This is a genomic window from Micromonospora matsumotoense (assembly GCF_900091525.1).
Classification (GTDB): domain Bacteria; phylum Actinomycetota; class Actinomycetes; order Mycobacteriales; family Micromonosporaceae; genus Micromonospora; species Micromonospora matsumotoensis.
The window spans coordinates 547,079-563,483 of the sequence record NZ_FMCU01000001.1; the positions used below are offsets into that span (position 1 = coordinate 547,079).

A 16,405-nucleotide genomic window follows, 5' to 3' on the forward strand; every position below is an offset into this window, starting at 1 on the left:
GTGGGGTGAGCGTGACGACTTCCGGGGTGACCACCGTCCGGGCCGGTGTGGTCGACTATCCGGCCGCATGGGACGAGCAGCGACGGCTGCACGCGGAGGTGGTGGCCGGTGAGCGTGGCGACACCGTGCTGCTGCTGGAGCACCCGAGCGTCTACACCGCCGGCAAGCGCACCGAGCCGTGGGACCGGCCGATGGACGGGACCCCCGTGGTCGACGTCGACCGGGGCGGCAAGATCACCTGGCACGGGCCGGGGCAGCTCGTCGGCTACCCGATCGTCCGACTGCCCGACCCGGTGGACGTGGTCGCCTACGTCCGCCGCACCGAGCAACTGCTGATCGACGTCTGCGCCGAGTTCGGGCTGACCGCCGGCCGGGTCGAGGGGCGCAGCGGGGTCTGGGTGCCCGATGACGACCGGGGGCCGGCCCGCAAGGTGGCCGCCATCGGCATCCGGGTCGCCCGCGGGGTCACCCAGCACGGCTTCTCGATCAACTGCGACTGCGACCTGTCGTACTATGACCGGATCGTGCCCTGCGGCATCGCCGACGCCGGCACCACGTCGCTCACCGCCGAACTGGGCCGCCCGGTCCCGGTGGCCGACGTCCTCCCGGTGGTGGAGCGGCACCTGCCCACCCTGCTCGGCTGAGCCGATGCGGATCGACCTCGTCACTCTCGTCGTCGCCGACTACGACCCGGCCATCGCGTTCTTCACCGGGATTCTCGGCTTCGAACTGGTCGAGGACGAGCCCTCGCTGACCAACGACGGTCGCCCGAAGCGATGGGTGGTGGTCCGCCCGCCCGGCGCGCAGACCGGCATCCTGCTGGCCCGTGCCGACGGCGAGCGGCAGGAGGCGGTGGTCGGTGACCAGGTGGCCGGCCGGGTCGGCTTCTTCCTTCAGGTGGACGATTTCGACACCGTCCACAGGCGGTTGGTCGACGCCGGCGTGGAGTTCGTGAAGCCGCCGCGCACCGAGCCGTACGGTCGGGTGGCGGTGTTCCGGGACATCGCCGGCAACCGCTGGGACCTGCTCGGCACGGCCTGACCCCGCTGCCCCTGTTGCCCCGTCGAGCCGTCGCAGATCCACCGCGACCGGCATCCGCCAGGCTGCTGCCCCTCGCCCCCCACTCGCACCCCCGGCCCCGCCCCGGTCAGGCCGCTCGCCTGACCGGGGCGTCTGCGGGTGTGAGGTTCGTTCTCGAACGGTCGGCGCAGACATTCTCCGCCGCAACCCCACCTCTCAGTCCGCTACGCAGCGTCAAGACCCCGCCGGTTGCCACCTACCTCTCTCACCCACTTTGCTCTGCTGCCCAGAACGCACCAAACACGAAAAGTGACCGTTGCGTCGATGGCAGCAGAGCAAAGTGCGGATGGGCAGGTAAGCGGAGCAGGAGGCGAGGGCAGCAAAACTCCTGTTCAGCGAGGTGCGGGCAGAATCCAGAAAAGAAGATGCGCTACCCCCGCCCCGCACCGATCACGGAGAGCAACGAGAGCTGGCATCTGCGGCACCATTACCCAGAGTGCACGCCACGACCCACCACGGCTCGACCCACCACGCCCCGAACCCCCACGGCTCGAACCCGGCACGGCCCAACCCACCACGGCTCGAACCACCACGGCACGGCACAGCTCGAACCACCACGGCACGGCACAGCCGGTCGCGCGGGTGCTCGGCGACTCAGGGGGTCAGCCGGTGCAGGTCGCGCGGGAAGGCGGTCACCTCCCGGACGTTGGCCGCACCGACCAGCCGGGCCACGAACCGCTCCAGGCCGATCGCGAAGCCGCCGTGCGGCGGCATCCCGTGCCGGAAGGCGTCGACGTACCCGGCGTAGGGCTCGACCGGCTCGCCGCGGGCCGCCAGCGCCGCCAGGTAGTCCGCGTGGCGGTGCAGCCGCTGCCCGCCGGTGACCAGCTCCAGCCCGCGAAAGAGCAGGTCGAAACCGTTGGAGTACGCGGGCCGGGCCGGGTCGGGATGGGTGTAGAACGGCCGCTTCGCCATCGGGTACCCGGTGACGAAGAGGAAGTCCGAGCCGTGGGCGGTGCGGGCCCACTCCCCCAGCGTCCGCTCGTGGGCGGGGGCCAGGTCCGGCTCGTCGGGGGGCGCGCCGGCGATCCGCAGCGCCTCGGTGAAGTGCACGGCCGGGATCTCGACCGGCACCTCGGGCAGGGTCAGGCCCAGGGTCGCCACCGCGCCGCCGGCCCGCCGGGCCACCTCGGCGAGCATCCCGGCGAGGGTGTCCCGCAGCACCACCATCACGTCCCGGTGGTCGACGACGAAGCCCAGCTCGACGTCGAGTGAGGTGTACTGGGCCAGGTGCCGGACGGTGTCGTGCGGTTCGGCCCGGAACACCGGCCCCACCTCGTAGACCCGCTCGAACACCCCCACCATCAGCTGCTTGTAGAACTGCGGTGACTGGGCCAGGTAGGCGGGTCGACCGAACCAGTCGAGGGTGAAGACGTTCGCCCCGCTCTCGGTGGACGTGGCGACCACCTTCGGGGTGTGCACCTCCACGAAGTCCCGGGCGTCCAGGGCGGCCCGGAAGCCGGCCACCGCCGCCGCCGAGATCCGCAGGGCGGCCGAGCGGGTCGGGTGCCGCAGCGCCACCGACGCGTGGTCGAGCTGGGTGGGCAGGGCCGCGGTGAGCGCCGGCCGGTACAGGTCGAACGGGGGCGGCACGGCGGGCGGGCCGAGTGGTCGTACCGTCGGACCGGTCAGCTCGACCCCGGCGGGCGCGGTGCCGTTCGCGGTGACCGTGCCGACCACCTCGACCACGGTCTCCTCGGGCAGGGCCGTCACGTCGGCCCGGACGGCCGGGTCGGCCACCACCACCTGGGTCAGGCCGGCGGCGTCCCGGACGATCAGGAAGGCCACCGACTTCAGCAGTCGGCGGCGGTGCACCCAACCGGCGATCCGCACGGTCTCGCCGACACGGGTGGGCAGGTGGGAGGACAGGATGCGTTGCACGGCGGTTACCTCCTCGATCAATCGCAACGCGATCCCCGGGAGGTGTGGGCGAGCGGGAACCTCGCGGTGCCACCACACCTTCGCCCCCGCCACGGCGGGGGCCTCATTCGTCGCCTTTTCACCGGGGCCAGCCGGGCGGGCTCTACTGGGCACGCGGACGCGCCGTTCTTCCCGCGGCTCGGGAGGGTCTTCGCGCCCCGGCGTCAGACCGCCTTCCAGCAACCGGCGGCTCTCTGCACTGGCGGATCGGGGCGGTACTCGGCTCCGTCACAGCTCTGCCGGCACGCTAGCACCCGCCCCGGCGGCCTGTAACGGGCTTTTTCGGCCCACCGGTGTCCGGTGTCACAAGACCGGTGACGTGACGCCGGTCGCCCGACGTGCATCGATCGCCGCCGACGGGCGTAGGCTCGGTTTTGTGACGATCGAGCACTCCGCGCCGACGACCCAGCAGGCAGCGCGCTCCGCGACGGTCGCCCCCGAGGGGCGACGGATGCTGCGGATCGAGGCGCGCAACGCCGAGACGCCGATCGAGCGCAAACCGCCGTGGATCAAGGTCAAGGCCAAGATGGGGCCGGAGTACACCGAGCTGCGGGGGCTGGTCTCCCGCGAGGGGCTGCACACCGTCTGCCAGGAGGCCGGCTGCCCCAACATCTACGAGTGCTGGGAGGACCGGGAGGCCACCTTCCTCATCGGCGGCGACCAGTGCACCCGACGCTGTGACTTCTGCCAGATCGACACCGGCAAGCCGGCCGAGTTCGACGCCGACGAGCCCCGCCGGGTCGCCGAGTCGGTCGCGACGATGGGCCTGCGGTACGCCACCATCACCGGCGTGGCGCGGGACGACCTGCCCGACGGCGGCGCGTGGTTGTACGCCGAGACCGTCCGGCAGATCCACGCGTTGCGTTCCGGCTGCGGCGTCGAGCTGCTGATCCCCGACTTCAACGCGGTCCCCGAGCAGCTCGCCGAGGTGTTCGGCGCCCGGCCGGAGGTGCTGGCGCACAACGTCGAGACGGTGCCACGGATCTTCAAGCGGATCCGCCCGGCGTTCCGCTACGAGCGCTCGCTCGACGTGATCCGGCAGGCCCGCGCCGACGGCCTGGTCACCAAGAGCAACCTGATCCTGGGCATGGGCGAGGAGCGGGCCGAGGTCTCCCAGGCGCTGCGCGACCTGCACGAGGCCGGCTGCGAGCTGATCACCATCACCCAGTACCTGCGGCCCACCCCCCGGCACCACCCGGTGACCCGGTGGGTCAAGCCGGAGGAGTTCGTCGAGCTGCGCGCGGAGGCCGAGGAGATCGGTTTCGCCGGGGTGATGAGCGGGCCGCTGGTGCGCTCGTCGTACCGGGCGGGTCGGCTCTACCAGCAGGCCCTGACGGCCCGTCAGGACACCTCGGTCACCGTCGGCTGACCCGGGACGCCACCGGGGTACGCCCGCACGAGGGCGCCGGCCACGGCAACGACCGCCGGGCATTCGAGGGTGTCGATCCTCCCAGACCTCGGCTGCCCCCGCAAGGGAGTGACGGGCCGCAGCTCGGCGTCGATTCGACGGTGCTCCCCGAGCAGGGCGAGATCGTGTTAGATTCCGCCAGCCCCGACCCCTAACTCATCGATGGTGGTGTCTTTGATGGCGCAGCCGCACACGGTTGTCATCGGCGCCGGCCCCGCCGGACTCACCGCCGCGTACGAGTTGACCCGACGGCACGCCCCCGTCGAGGTGGTCGAGGCCGACGACGTGGTCGGCGGGATCAGCCGCACCGTGGAGCGGGAGGGCTGGCGCTTCGACATCGGCGGGCACCGGTTCTTCACGAAGGTGTCCCGGGTCGAGGCGTTCTGGCACGAACTGCTCTCCGACGACGACTTCCTGCTGCGCCCCCGGATGAGCCGGATCCACTACCAGGGACGGCTGTTCGACTATCCGCTGCGGGCCGGCAACGCCCTGAAGAACCTGGGTGTGCTGGAGGCGTCCCGGTGTGTCGGGTCGTACCTGTGGGCGCGGGTGCGCCCGCCGGCCGACCAGACCCACTTCGAGGGTTGGGTGTCGGCCCGGTTCGGGGCCCGGCTGTACCGGATGTTGTTCAAGACGTACACCGAGAAGGTGTGGGGCATTCCCGCGACGGAGCTGCAGGCGGACTGGGCGGCCCAGCGGATCCGCAACCTCTCCCTCGGCGCGGCGATCCGCGGTGCGCTGCTGCCCAAGCGGGGCGGCAACGACGTGACCAGCCTGATCGAGGAGTTCCGTTACCCCCGGCTCGGCCCGGGGATGATGTGGGAGCGCTGCGCCGAACTGGTGGTCAAGGCCGGCGGGACGGTCGAGCTGGAGACCGCCGTCCGCACGGTGCACCGCGAGGACGGCCGGGCGGTCGCGGTGACCGTCGACGGCCCGGCCGGTGAGCGACGGATCGCCGCCGACCACGTGGTGTCCAGCATGCCGATCTCGGCCCTGGTCCGGGCGATGGACCCGCCCGCCCCGGCGGCGGTGCGCGACGCCGCCGGCCTGCTGCGGTACCGGGACTTCCTGACCGTGGCGCTGGTGGTGCCCACCGAGGCCAGCTTCCCCGACAACTGGATCTACGTACACACCCCGGGGGTGAAGGTCGGCCGGATCCAGAACTTCGGCGCCTGGTCGCCGGAGATGGTCCGTGACGGCGGCACCTGCCTCGGCCTGGAGTACTTCGTCAACGAGGGTGACGAGCTGTGGTCGACCCCCGATCCGGAGCTGGTCGCCTTCGGCACCGCCGAGCTGGAGCGGCTCGGCCTGGTCAGCCCCGGCTCGGTCACCACCGGGTACGTGGTGCGGATGCCGAAGGCCTACCCGGTCTACGACGAGGGCTACGGCGAGGCCGTCGAGGTGATCCGCCGCTGGCTGGCCGAGGCCGTGCCGAACGTGCACCCGGTGGGTCGCAACGGCATGCACCGGTACAACAACCAGGACCACTCGATGCTCACCGCGATGTTGACGGCGGAGAACATCCTCGACGGCACCGACCACGACGTCTGGTCGGTCAACGTCGAGGAGGACTACCACGAGGAGGGCGGCAGCGACGGCGCCGGCCACAGCGGCACGGGTCAGAGCGGCACGGGCCGCGCCGCCCCGGTCGTGCCGCGCCCCCGCACCGCGCCGCCGGCCGAAGACCGCTCGCCCACCGGCTGACCACTGTCGGCACCGGTCGGGACCGCACCTGCCCGCCGGCCCCCGGCCGGGGATCATCCGTCCTGGCGGGGACCACTAGACTCGGCGGCATGGCAAAGCCCCAGGAGAAGGTCTCGTTCGGCCAGCGGCTGAAGCAGATCGGGATGGTGTTCCAGTTCACCGCCAAGCAGGACCGGTGGTTCGCGCCGCTGGCCGCCGGGGCGGTGCTGATCCCGCTCGCGCTCACCGTGGTCGCGGTGATCCTCTGGGGCTGGCTGTGGCTGCCGATCGGCATCCTGTTCGCCCTGCTCGCCGTGCTGATCGTGCTCAACCTGCGGTCCAACAAGGCGATGATGAACGCGGCCGAGGGGCAGCCCGGCGCGGCGGCGCAGATCATGGAGAGCATGCGCGGCGACTGGCGGGTCACCCCGGCGGTCAGCTCCACCACCCAGATGGACATGGTGCACCTGGTGATCGGTCGGCCCGGCGTGATCCTGCTCGCCGAGGGGCACCCGCAGCGGGTCCGGGGCCTGCTGGGCCAGGAGAAGCGCCGGCTGGCCAAGGTGATCGGCTCCGCGCCGTTGCACGACTACGTGATCGGCCAGGGCGAGGGTGAGCTGCCGATCCGCAAGCTGCGGATGACCCTGATGCGGCTGCCGCGCACCCTGAACGGCAAGGACGTCAACTCGCTCGACAAGCGGCTCAAGGCGCTCACCGCCCGCCCGCAGATGCCCAAGGGCGCGATCCCGAAGAACATGCGGCCCCCGGGCCGCGCGTTCCGCCAGACGCGGGGCCGCTGACCCTTCCCTGGTACGCCGAGAGCCGGGCCGGTCCGTCGGGCCCGGCTCTCACCGCGTCCGGGGTCGGGTCACCGCCGCGACGCCCGGGTCAGCGGTCGGGGCAGGCAGGGCGGGTCAGGGCAGGTCAGCGGGCGGGGCGCGGTGCGTCGGCGATGACCGCGCCGGTGAGCCGGTCGTGCAGGCCACGGCGTTGCTCGTCCATGATCAGGGGTGGCACCACCAGGGCCAGGAGCAGGCCGCGCAGGAGCGCCCGGGGTATCCCGAGCCGCCCGCCGTCGGACCAGTCGAGGCAGCGCAGCCGGGTGATCCACATGCCGGGGGTCTGGGCGAAGAGGCCGAGGAAGAGGCCGTACTCGACGATGAGCACCGCCACCGGGGCCCAGCCGTCGCGGACCGGGTCGGCGAAGAAGTTCGACACCAGCAGGCAGAGCACCCAGTCGATCACCAGGGCGCCGAACCGTCGACCGAGACTCGGCGGGACGAAGGCGGGATCGGTGGCGGGCGGCACCGGTGCCGCAGGCGGACTCGTCACGGTGGTCAAGGGTAGTCAGCCCCGGCCCCGGCGTCGGTCAGGGGCGGTCGCCGGGGGCCGCCGCCGCCCGACCTGCCAGTCACCAGGTGGACGGGCAGGGCGTTCTCGCAGTTTGTGCAAATTCGGTCTAATCACTACGAATGGCGATACAGTGCTCCAGCCGGTATCGTCCGAACGGACAACCCGGCGGGTACTGAGCGGCGCAGATGACGCTCCGCGAGCGGCGTAACACGGCAGAAACATTGGAGACACGGGCGAGCAACCCCATGGTCATAGCGTCGCCAGAGCCCAGCCACCGGAGTGGACGTGCCAGGAGGACGTGTGTTTGCCAATCCCGAGGAACTCCTGCGATACCTCAAGAACGAGGACGTAAAGTTCGTCGACGTACGTTTTTGTGACCTGCCCGGCGTGATGCAGCACTTCAATCTGCCGGTGGAGTCCTTCGACGACAGCGTCTTCACCGACGGTCTCGCGTTCGACGGTTCGTCGATCCGCGGTTTCCAGGCGATCCACGAGTCGGACATGCTCCTGCTCCCGGACGTCGCGACCGCCTTCATCGACCCGTTCCGCACCCAGAAGACCCTCGCGCTGAACTTCTTCATCCACGACCCGTTCACCCGGGAGGCCTACTCCCGGGACCCGCGTAACGTGGCCAAGAAGGCCGAGGCCTACCTCGCCGCCAGCGGCATCGCCGACACCGCGTACTTCGGTGCCGAGGCCGAGTTCTACATCTTCGACTCGATCCGCCACGAGACCTCCGCGCACCAGTCGTTCTACTACATCGACTCGGTCGAGGGCGCGTGGAACACCGGGCGCGAGGAGGTCGGCGGCAACCGCGGCTACAAGACCGCGTACAAGGGCGGCTACTTCCCGGTGCCGCCGGTGGACCACTACGCCGACCTGCGCGACTCGATCGTGCGTCGCCTGGTCGACGGCGGTTTCAGCGTGGAGCGCTCGCACCACGAGGTCGGCACCGCCGGCCAGTCGGAGATCAACTACCGGTTCTCCACCCTGCTGCACGCCGGTGACCAGCTCCAGCTCTTCAAGTACATCGTGAAGAACGAGGCCTGGGCCAACGGCAAGACGGCCACCTTCATGCCGAAGCCGCTCTTCGGCGACAACGGCTCCGGTATGCACACCCACCAGAGCCTCTGGCTCAACGGCGAGCCGCTGTTCTACGACGAGACCGGCTACGCCGGCCTGTCGGACATGGCCCGCTGGTACATCGGTGGCCTGCTGCACCACGCCCCGTCGCTGCTGGCGTTCACCAACCCGACGGTCAACTCGTACCGTCGGCTGGTGCCCGGCTACGAGGCCCCGGTCAACCTGGTCTACTCGCAGCGCAACCGGTCCGCCTGCACCCGCATCCCGGTCACCGGCAGCAACGCCAAGGCCAAGCGGGTCGAGTTCCGGGTGCCGGACCCGTCCAGCAACCCGTACCTCGCCTTCTCGGCGATGATGATGGCCGGCCTGGACGGCATCAAGAGCAAGATGGAGCCGCCGGCCCCGATCGACAAGGACCTCTACGACCTCCCGCCGGAGGAGTGGGGCGACGTCAAGCAGGTGCCGGGCTCGCTGCCCGAGGTGCTCGACGCCCTGGAGGCCGACCACGACTACCTGCTCGACGGTGGCGTCTTCACGCCCGACCTGATCTCCACCTGGGTCGGCTGGAAGCGGGCCAACGAGGTCGACCCGGTGCGTCTGCGCCCGACCCCGCACGAGTTCGCGATGTACTTCGACTGCTGAGGCTCCCCTCGACGGTCACGTTCCACCGGCCGGGCCGGCTCCGCTTCCGCGGGGCCGGCCCGTTCCGTTGCGCCGGCTCCGCGCCGCGCCCACCAGCACCGCCACCACCAGGGCGGTCATCAGGATCGCGCCGGGCGCCTTGCTGTACCGGGCGACCGTGGTGCCGTCCGGCAGGGTGAGGAAGGCCGCCACCGCCGCAGGCAGCACGAACCAGGTCGTCCGGGTCGCCGACACCGCGAGCAGCAGCAGCGGCCAGGTCACGTACCACGGGTGCAGGACCGGGGCGAGCAGCACCGTCGCGGCCAGCGCCGTGCCCGCCGCCAGCAGGGTGACCCGGGGCCGGGCCGCCGCCAGCCGGTGCACCCGCTGCCGGACGTCGTTGAGCCGGCGCAGCGCCGTCCACGCCCGCCACCAGAGCACCGCCAGCAGCACCGCCAGCACCAGCAGGCCCACCGCCCGGGTCACCGGCACCGCGCCCGGGTGCCGTCCGGCCAGCCTGCCGACGTAGTCGACCACGAAACCGACCGCCGTCGGTGCCGACGTCCACTGCTCCGAGTCACCGCTGCGGGCCAGCCCGTTCAGCCAGCCCAACCCCAGCCCGGACAGCGCCGAGGCGGCCGCCAGGGTGACCAGGACCGTCCCGGCCAGCCGACCGCCGTCGCGCAGCAGGGCCCGGAGGGTGTAGCGGCCGTGCACCGCCCCCAACGCCGCGAAGGGCAGCACCACCACCGCGGTCGCCTTCACCGCCACCGCCAACCCGAACAGCACCCCGGCCACGAGCAGCGCCCCCGTCCGCCCGGACGACCGCACCAGCACCAGCAGGCCCAGCAGGAGCAGGCCGAGCATCACCGCGTCGTTGTGCGCGCCGGCCACCAGGTGCACCCCGACCAGCGGGGAGGCCAACCCCAGCCAGGCAGCCCGGCGGGTGGGCACCCCGGCGGCGCGGGCCAGGCCGGGCAGGCAGAGCGCCGCCAGCAGCACCCCGGCCACGGCGTACAGCCGCAGCACGGCCAGGGTGCCGACCAGGGTGCCGCCGAGCACGGCGGCCAGCGCGGCCAGCAGCACGAAGACCGGGCCGTACGGGGCCGGGGTGTCCCGCCAGATCGAGGCCACCGAGTCGACCCACGGGCAGCCGGCCGCCGCCACCCCCACCCGGTACGGGTCGTGCCCGGCCGCGTACGACCAGCCCTGGCAGGCGTACGAGTAGACGTCCCGGCTGGCCAGCGGCGGGGTGACCAACAGCGGCAGCGCCCACAGCCCGGCGGTGACGTACGCCCACCGGGTCGATGGCGCGCCGGCGCGCAGCGCCCACCAGGAACCCACCATCAGCGCCGTCCCGGCCAGCCAGCACAGGATCGCGGCGGGACCGTGCGGCGCGCGCCACGGGCCGGTCGGCGGCACCTCGGACAGCACCCCGCCCTGCCAGGCGGCCACGGCGAGCAGCACCGCGCCAATCAACCCGACATAGCGCGCCGAACGGGCCCGCCCCTCGGTCGGCACGCCCGGTCCGGTCACCGGCCATCTCTCCTCAGTCGGCGGTCGAATCGGCGGTTCAGTCGGCGGTCGGGTCGACGGTGGTGGACCGCCGGCCCGCCCGCGCCGACCGTACCAACCAGACGGCCACCACGATCACCAACAGCGTCATCAGCGGGGCGCCGGGCATCTTGGTGAACCGGGGCAACCCGGTGCCGTCGGGCAGCACCAGGAACGACGAGATCAACGCCACCAGCGCGAACCACCGGCTCGTCCGGTGGGTCGTCGCGGCGAGCACCGCCATCGGCCACAGCCAGTACCAGGGGTGGAACATCGGCGCGAGGGCCACCGTCGCGGCCAGGGCCAGGCCGGCGTGCCAGAGCGGGTCGCGGGTGCGGGCCCGCCACCACAACCAGACCAGCAGCACCGCCAGCACCCCCATGCCGATCGCCCGGGTCACCGGCAGGGCGTCGATGTCCGCGCCGAACAACGCCGCGACATAGCCCGCGGTCTGCCCGACCGCGGTCGGCGGCGAGGTCCAGGCGATCGCCAGGCCACCCTGTTCCAGGCCGGCGATCCACCCGAAGTCCAGGCCCGCCGCCAGGGTCGCGCCGGCCACCGCGAGCAGCGCGCCGCCGGCGACCGGCAGGCCGTCGCGCAGCAGCGCCCTGATCCGGTACGGCCCGACCAGCGCGGCCAGCACCGCGAACGGCACCACCACCAGCGCGGTCACCTTCACCGCGCCGGCCAGGCCGACCAGCACCCCACCGGCCAGCAACGGCCAGCGCCGCCCGGGGTTGGCCGCCACCACGGCCAGGCCGGCGGCCAGCAGGCCGATCATCAGTGCGTCGTTGTGCGCCCCCGAGATCAGGTGTACGCCGACCAGCGGGGAGGCCAGCGCCAGCCAGAGCGCCCGCCCCACCGGCACCCCGCAGCGTCGGGCCAGCACCGGCAGGCAGGCGGCGGCCAACGCCACCCCGAGCACCGCGAGCAACCGGAACAGGGCGATGTTCACGGTCAGCGCGGTGTCGGTGTCGAGTGACCCGGTGGCCCGGACGATCGCCCCTGCGATCATCACGAAGAGCGGCCCGTAGGGCGCCGGAGTGTCCCGCCAGATGTAGGAGATGGTGTCGATCCAGGCGCAGGGCAGCGCCGACACCCCCTGCTCGTACGGGTTGATCCCGGCCGCGTAGCTGGCGCCCTGGCAGGAGTACGCGTACACGTCCCGGCTGCCCAGCGGCGGCGCGAACAGCAACGGCAGCACCCAGAGCCCGGCGGTGACCAGCGCCCACCGGGCCGACGGCACCCGGTCGCGCAGGGTCCACCACGCCCAGGCCAGCAGCCCGGTGCCGACCAGCCAGAGGGCCAGGATGAGCGGCCCGTGCCGGCTCTGCCAGATGCTGACCGGGGTGGGACGCAGTTCCCCACCCGGCAACGCGCCCCCGAGGTACGCGGCGATGGCGAGCAGCACCGAACCGGACAGACCGAGCCAGCGGGACAGGTGGTGAGGCACGTCCGTCATGCTGCCAGTACCGTGGTCGCGGACCGGAGGTGGGCATGCGGGGCAGCAGGGTGGTGGGGTCGGCCACCGGTTTCGCCGCCGCGCTCGCCGGGGTGTGGTTGGCGCTGCCCCGGCTGGGCTCGGACCTGTCCGCCCAGGTGGCACGGGCCGACTTCTTCGCCGCGCACGGTTTCGCCCTGGTCGACCTGCGCTGGTACGCCGGCATCCAGCCGCTCGGCTACAGCCTGGTCTCGCCGCCGCTGATGGCGACCCTCGGGGTACGTCCCACGGGGGCGCTGGCACTGGTCGTCTCGGCCGCCGCGTTCGCCGCCCTGCTGGTGCGTACCGGTGTGCCCAGGCCACTGCTCGGCAGCCTGGTCGGGGTGCTGACGATCACCGGCAACCTGGTCTCCGGCCGGGTCACCTACGCCCTCGGGGTGGCGTTCGGGCTGGCCGCCCTGCTCGCCCTGACCCTGCCGACCGCCACCACCGGACCCGTTGCCGCCCGGACGGGCCGTGACGACACCGACGGCGAGCCGACCGCCGCCGTCGACCCTGCTGCCGCACCGACCGACCGGGGCGCAACCGCCACCCGACCGGCTGCCCCGGGTCGGGCGGGCGCTCCCCGGGACGGCCGGGACGGCCGGGACGGGCCGACCGGCGGGCGCTGGGTCAGGCCGGTCCTGGTGGTGGCCGGTGCGGTGCTGGCATCGGCGACCAGCCCGGTGGCGGGTCTGTTCGTCGGCCTGGTCGGGGTCTCGCTGCTGGTCACCCGCCGGTGGGCCGACGGCCTGCTGCTCGGCGTCGCGGCGGCGGTGCCGCTGGCGGTCACCGGGCTGCTGTTCGGCGAGGGCGGCTGGATGAACATCAGTCGCACGGACACCCTACGGTCGGTCACCGTCAGCCTGCTGGTGGCCGGGTTGGTGGCGTACCGGCCGGTGCGGGTGGGGGCGTTGCTGGCAGCGGGCGGGGTGCTGGCTGCCGCACTGGTACACACCCCGGTCGGGCTGAACGCGACCCGGCTGGTGACGATGTTCGCGCTGCCGGTGCTGGCCGCCGCCGCCCGCCCACCCGGCTGGCTGACCGCCCGGCTGCCCACCGCACCCCGCCCTCCGGTCCTCGACCCGGCCGGCGGGTCCGGGGCCGGGAAGGTCATGGAAACCGGCGCGATGGCGCGACACGGATCGGTGGCGCAGTCCGGCGGGGCGGCGCGGGACGGATCGGGCCTGGAGATCGGCGGGGCGGGGCGGGGCGGGTCGGGCGGACGGATCGGGCGGACGGTCCTGGCGGGGCTACTGGCGCTGGTGTGCTGGTGGTTGCCGCCGGTGGTCGCGGCCGACCTGCGCAGCGCCGACGATCCGACCGCCGACCGGGGCTACTTCGACCCGCTCGCCGCCGAGCTGGGCCGGCGTGGGCTCACCGGGCGGGTGGAGGTGCCGCCGACCCGCAACTACTGGGAGGCCGCGCAGCTCGGCGAGGTCCCGCTGGCCCGGGGCTGGCTGCGCCAGGTCGACATCGGCCGTAACCCGCTGTTCTTCACCACCGTCCCGGGGGCCACCGGCACCGGGGTGCCGTTGACCGCCGACACCTACCGGGCATGGCTGGACGAGTACGCCGTGCAGTACGTCGCCGTCCCCGACGCGCCGCTGTCCTGGGTGGGCCGGGCCGAGGCGGAACTGGTCGGCGCGGGGTTGCCGTACCTGACCGAGGTCTGGTCGGACCGGCACTGGCGGTTGTACGCGGTGACCGACCCGACCCCGCTGGTCGCCGCGCCCGGGGAACTGGTGCGACACGACGGCGCCAGCCTGACCTTCCGCACCACCGCCCCCGGTCGGATCCTCATCCGTATCCGCCACTCCCCCTGGCTGACCGCCTCAGCCCCCGCCACCGTCACCGCCGACGGCCCCTGGACCCTGGTGACCGTCCCCACCCCCGGCACCTGGACCCTCCACTAACCCCCTCCCACCCGCCCCTCCCGGTCCCCGCACCCCGCCCCGACCGGGTGTTGATCAAGAGGTTTACGTCATCCTGCTCGGGATTCCTGACCAAAACCTCTTGATCAACCGGAGAATCCGCCGGGGCGGGGGCGGGGGCCGGGATAGGGGTGGGGACGGGGGCGGGGTGGGGGTGGGGGTGGGGGTCAGTTGGGGGGGTGGTTTTGTTTGGTGGGGGAGGGGCGGGCGCGGACGTGTAGGCGCTCGCCCTGGGGGCCGAAGAGGCTGAGGATCTCCGCCGGGGCGTCGTACGGGTTGCCGAACCAGTGCGGGGTACGGGTGTCGAACTCGGCGACCTCACCGGCGTCGAGGGTGAGATCGTGGCCGCCGAGCAGCAGCCGGACCCGACCGGAGAGCACGTAGAGCCACTCGTACCCCTCGTGCACCTGCTGGGTCGGCTCCCCCACCGGCACCCCGGGCGGATAGATCATCTTGTACGCCTGGACCCCTCCCGGGCGGCGGGTCAGCGGCACGATGGTGACGCCGTTGCGGAGCACCGGCCGGCGGTGCACCCGGGGGTCGCGGGTCTGCGGCGTACCGACGAGGTCGTCCAACGGCACCCGGTGGAAGCGGGCCAGGGCGAGCAGGAGTTCCAGGGTGGGCCGCCGACCGCCGGACTCCAGCCGGGACAGCGTGCTGACCGAGATCCCGGTCGCCGTGCCGAGCTGGCTCAGGGTCACGCCACGCTGCTGACGCAGTGCCCGCAGCCGAGGCCCGACGGTGGTCAGCACCTCCTCCGAGGTGATGGCCCCCGGGTCGTCCGGGGCCACCCACCGCCCTGGGCCCGACCCCTCCCCCCGATCCGGTCCGTGCTCACGGTCCGGCCCCTCCCCCCGATCCGGCCCGTGCTCACGGTCCGGCCCGTGCTCACCACCCGCCCGGGACCCCGCGCCGTCCGGCCTGTGCTCGTGGCCTACCCGGGTCGCGCGGTCCAGGTCGGGTACGCCGGGCGGGCCAGGCTCGACTTCGGGGTTCCTGCGGTCGTCGGCCACCGTGCCAGTTTGCCATTCCGGCAACGATGTTTGGCAGCTTGGCGATTCGGGTGGACGATCCGGAGCATCGGCGGGACGGCCCCGCCCGCAAGGAGGCAGAGACCATGACGTACCTGGTGGTGCACGACGTGGTGGTGGTCGGCGGCGGCGCGGCGGGGCTCAGCGGGGCGCTCGCCCTGGGCCGGTTCCGCCGCGACGTGGTGGTGGTCGACGGCGGCGCCCCCCGCAACGCCCCGGCCGACCACGTGCACAACTTCCTGACCAACGAGGGTGCCCCACCCGCGACCCTGTACGCGACCGGCCGCGCCGAGGTGGCCCGGTACGGCGTGACCCTGCTCGACGGCACCGTCACCGCCGCCCACCCGATCGACCCCGCCCACCTCACCGACCCCGCCCACCCGGCGACCGCCGCCCACCCGCACGACGACACCGCATCACCGCACGACACCGCAATGCCGCACGACGACACCGCACAGCCGGCTGACCCCGCACGACCGGGCGACCAGGCCGGGCCGGCGCGGTTCGCGGTGACCCTCGCCGAGGGCCGTACCCTGCACACCCGGCGGTTGCTGGTCACCACCGGGCTGGTCGACGAGCTGCCCGACGTGCCGGGCCTGGCCGACCGGTGGGGTCGCGACGTGCTGCACTGCCCCTACTGCCACGGCTGGGAGGTGCGCGACCAGGCCGTCGGGGTGCTCGCCACCGGCCCGATGGCCGCCCACCAGGCGCTGCTGTTCCGCCAGCTCACCGACGACGTGGTGGTCTTCACGCACACCGCTGGGCCGTTGCCCGCCGACGAGGCGGAGAAGCTGGCCGCCCGGGGCGTCACCGTGGTCGACGGTGAGGTGGCGCAGTTGGAGGTCACCGCCGACCGGCTCACCGGCGTACGGCTGCGTTCCGGCGTGGTGGTCCCCCGGGCGGCGCTGGTGGTGGCCCCCCGGTTCGAGGCGCGGGCCGCGTTCCTCACCGGGCTCGGGTTGACCACCGAGGACTTCGTCGTCGGCGGGCACGCCTTCGGTGACCGGGTCACCGCGGACGCCACCGGTGCGACCGGGGTGCCCGGCGTGTGGGTGGCCGGCAACGTCACCGACCCGCAGGCCACCGTGATCGCCGCTGCGGCCGCGGGGTTGAAGGCCGCCGCCGCGCTCAACGCCGACCTGATCGCCGAGGACACCGAGCGGGCGGTGGCCGCGCGCCGGGCCACCGCCGGGCGGACCGGCGACGGGGCCGGCAGGCAGGTCAGCGGTGACCGCGGGACAGACGGCGGGCCCGGGAC

The 16,405-nt window shown here is 73.1% G+C and carries 12 protein-coding genes and 1 pseudogene; 8 read left to right on the forward strand and 5 right to left on the reverse strand.

Going from position 1 to position 16,405, the window contains the following annotated elements; all coding sequences use genetic code 11:
- Positions 1-5: 5 nt before the first annotated feature.
- Both lipB and GA0070216_RS02360 read left to right on the forward strand, forming a co-directional pair.
- Positions 6-644, forward strand: coding sequence for a lipoyl(octanoyl) transferase LipB (lipB, locus tag GA0070216_RS02355; protein WP_091237831.1), 639 nt, complete (start codon positions 6-8; stop codon positions 642-644).
- Positions 645-648: 4 nt separating this feature from the next.
- The gene (locus GA0070216_RS02360; RefSeq protein WP_091237834.1) at positions 649-1,041 is read left to right on the forward strand and encodes a VOC family protein; all 393 of its coding nucleotides are present in this window, start codon (positions 649-651) and stop codon (positions 1,039-1,041) included.
- Between the two features lie 633 nt (positions 1,042-1,674).
- Here GA0070216_RS02360 and aspS read toward each other — a convergent pair.
- Positions 1,675-2,961, reverse strand: a complete 1,287-nt coding sequence (gene aspS, locus GA0070216_RS02365; protein ID WP_091237836.1) for an aspartate--tRNA(Asn) ligase — start codon at positions 2,959-2,961, stop codon at positions 1,675-1,677.
- Between the two features lie 358 nt (positions 2,962-3,319).
- Between aspS and lipA the strand changes: the two genes are divergently transcribed.
- The 3 genes from lipA to GA0070216_RS02380 all read left to right on the forward strand — a co-directional run bounded on the left by lipA (position 3,320) and on the right by GA0070216_RS02380 (position 6,891).
- On the forward strand, positions 3,320-4,369 hold the full coding sequence (lipA, locus tag GA0070216_RS02370; protein ID WP_091237839.1) for a lipoyl synthase: 1,050 nt from the start codon (positions 3,320-3,322) through the stop codon (positions 4,367-4,369).
- Between the two features lie 216 nt (positions 4,370-4,585).
- Positions 4,586-6,112, forward strand: coding sequence for an NAD(P)/FAD-dependent oxidoreductase (locus GA0070216_RS02375; RefSeq protein WP_091237842.1), 1,527 nt, complete (start codon positions 4,586-4,588; stop codon positions 6,110-6,112).
- An 89-nt stretch (positions 6,113-6,201) separates the two neighbouring features.
- Positions 6,202-6,891: a DUF4191 domain-containing protein gene (locus GA0070216_RS02380; protein ID WP_091237844.1), complete on the forward strand. Its 690-nt coding sequence runs from the start codon at positions 6,202-6,204 to the stop codon at positions 6,889-6,891.
- 124 nt (positions 6,892-7,015) lie between these two features.
- On the opposite strand, the gene GA0070216_RS02385 is transcribed toward GA0070216_RS02380, so the two are convergent.
- Entirely contained in the window at positions 7,016-7,423 is a 408-nt protein-coding gene (locus tag GA0070216_RS02385) for an RDD family protein (RefSeq protein WP_091238886.1), read from the reverse strand.
- 321 nt (positions 7,424-7,744) lie between these two features.
- Here GA0070216_RS02385 and glnA point away from each other — a divergent pair, with 321 nt between their 5' ends.
- A complete protein-coding gene (glnA, locus tag GA0070216_RS02390) occupies positions 7,745-9,169 on the forward strand; it encodes a type I glutamate--ammonia ligase (RefSeq protein ID WP_091237847.1) in 1,425 nt (474 codons plus the stop codon).
- A gap of 15 nt (positions 9,170-9,184) precedes the next feature.
- On the opposite strand, the gene mptB (GA0070216_RS02395) is transcribed toward glnA, so the two are convergent.
- Complete coding sequence (mptB, locus tag GA0070216_RS02395; protein WP_091237850.1) at positions 9,185-10,684, reverse strand: polyprenol phosphomannose-dependent alpha 1,6 mannosyltransferase MptB; 1,500 nt, start codon at positions 10,682-10,684, stop codon at positions 9,185-9,187.
- A 37-nt stretch (positions 10,685-10,721) separates the two neighbouring features.
- On the reverse strand, positions 10,722-12,155 hold the full coding sequence (gene mptB, locus GA0070216_RS02400) for a polyprenol phosphomannose-dependent alpha 1,6 mannosyltransferase MptB (protein WP_176738811.1): 1,434 nt from the start codon (positions 12,153-12,155) through the stop codon (positions 10,722-10,724).
- Positions 12,156-12,199: 44 nt separating this feature from the next.
- Between mptB (GA0070216_RS02400) and GA0070216_RS02405 the strand changes: the two genes are divergently transcribed.
- Positions 12,200-14,098, forward strand: coding sequence for a hypothetical protein (locus tag GA0070216_RS02405; protein ID WP_091237856.1), 1,899 nt, complete (start codon positions 12,200-12,202; stop codon positions 14,096-14,098).
- A gap of 185 nt (positions 14,099-14,283) precedes the next feature.
- Here the strand turns inward: GA0070216_RS02405 and GA0070216_RS02410 are convergent, their stop codons facing one another.
- On the reverse strand, positions 14,284-14,907 hold the full coding sequence (locus tag GA0070216_RS02410) for a helix-turn-helix domain-containing protein (RefSeq protein ID WP_245722252.1): 624 nt from the start codon (positions 14,905-14,907) through the stop codon (positions 14,284-14,286).
- A gap of 326 nt (positions 14,908-15,233) precedes the next feature.
- Here GA0070216_RS02410 and GA0070216_RS36540 point away from each other — a divergent pair.
- Positions 15,234-16,328 (forward strand): annotated as a pseudogene (locus GA0070216_RS36540) (NAD(P)/FAD-dependent oxidoreductase); the annotation flags it as partial.
- Positions 16,329-16,405 lie beyond the last annotated feature (77 nt).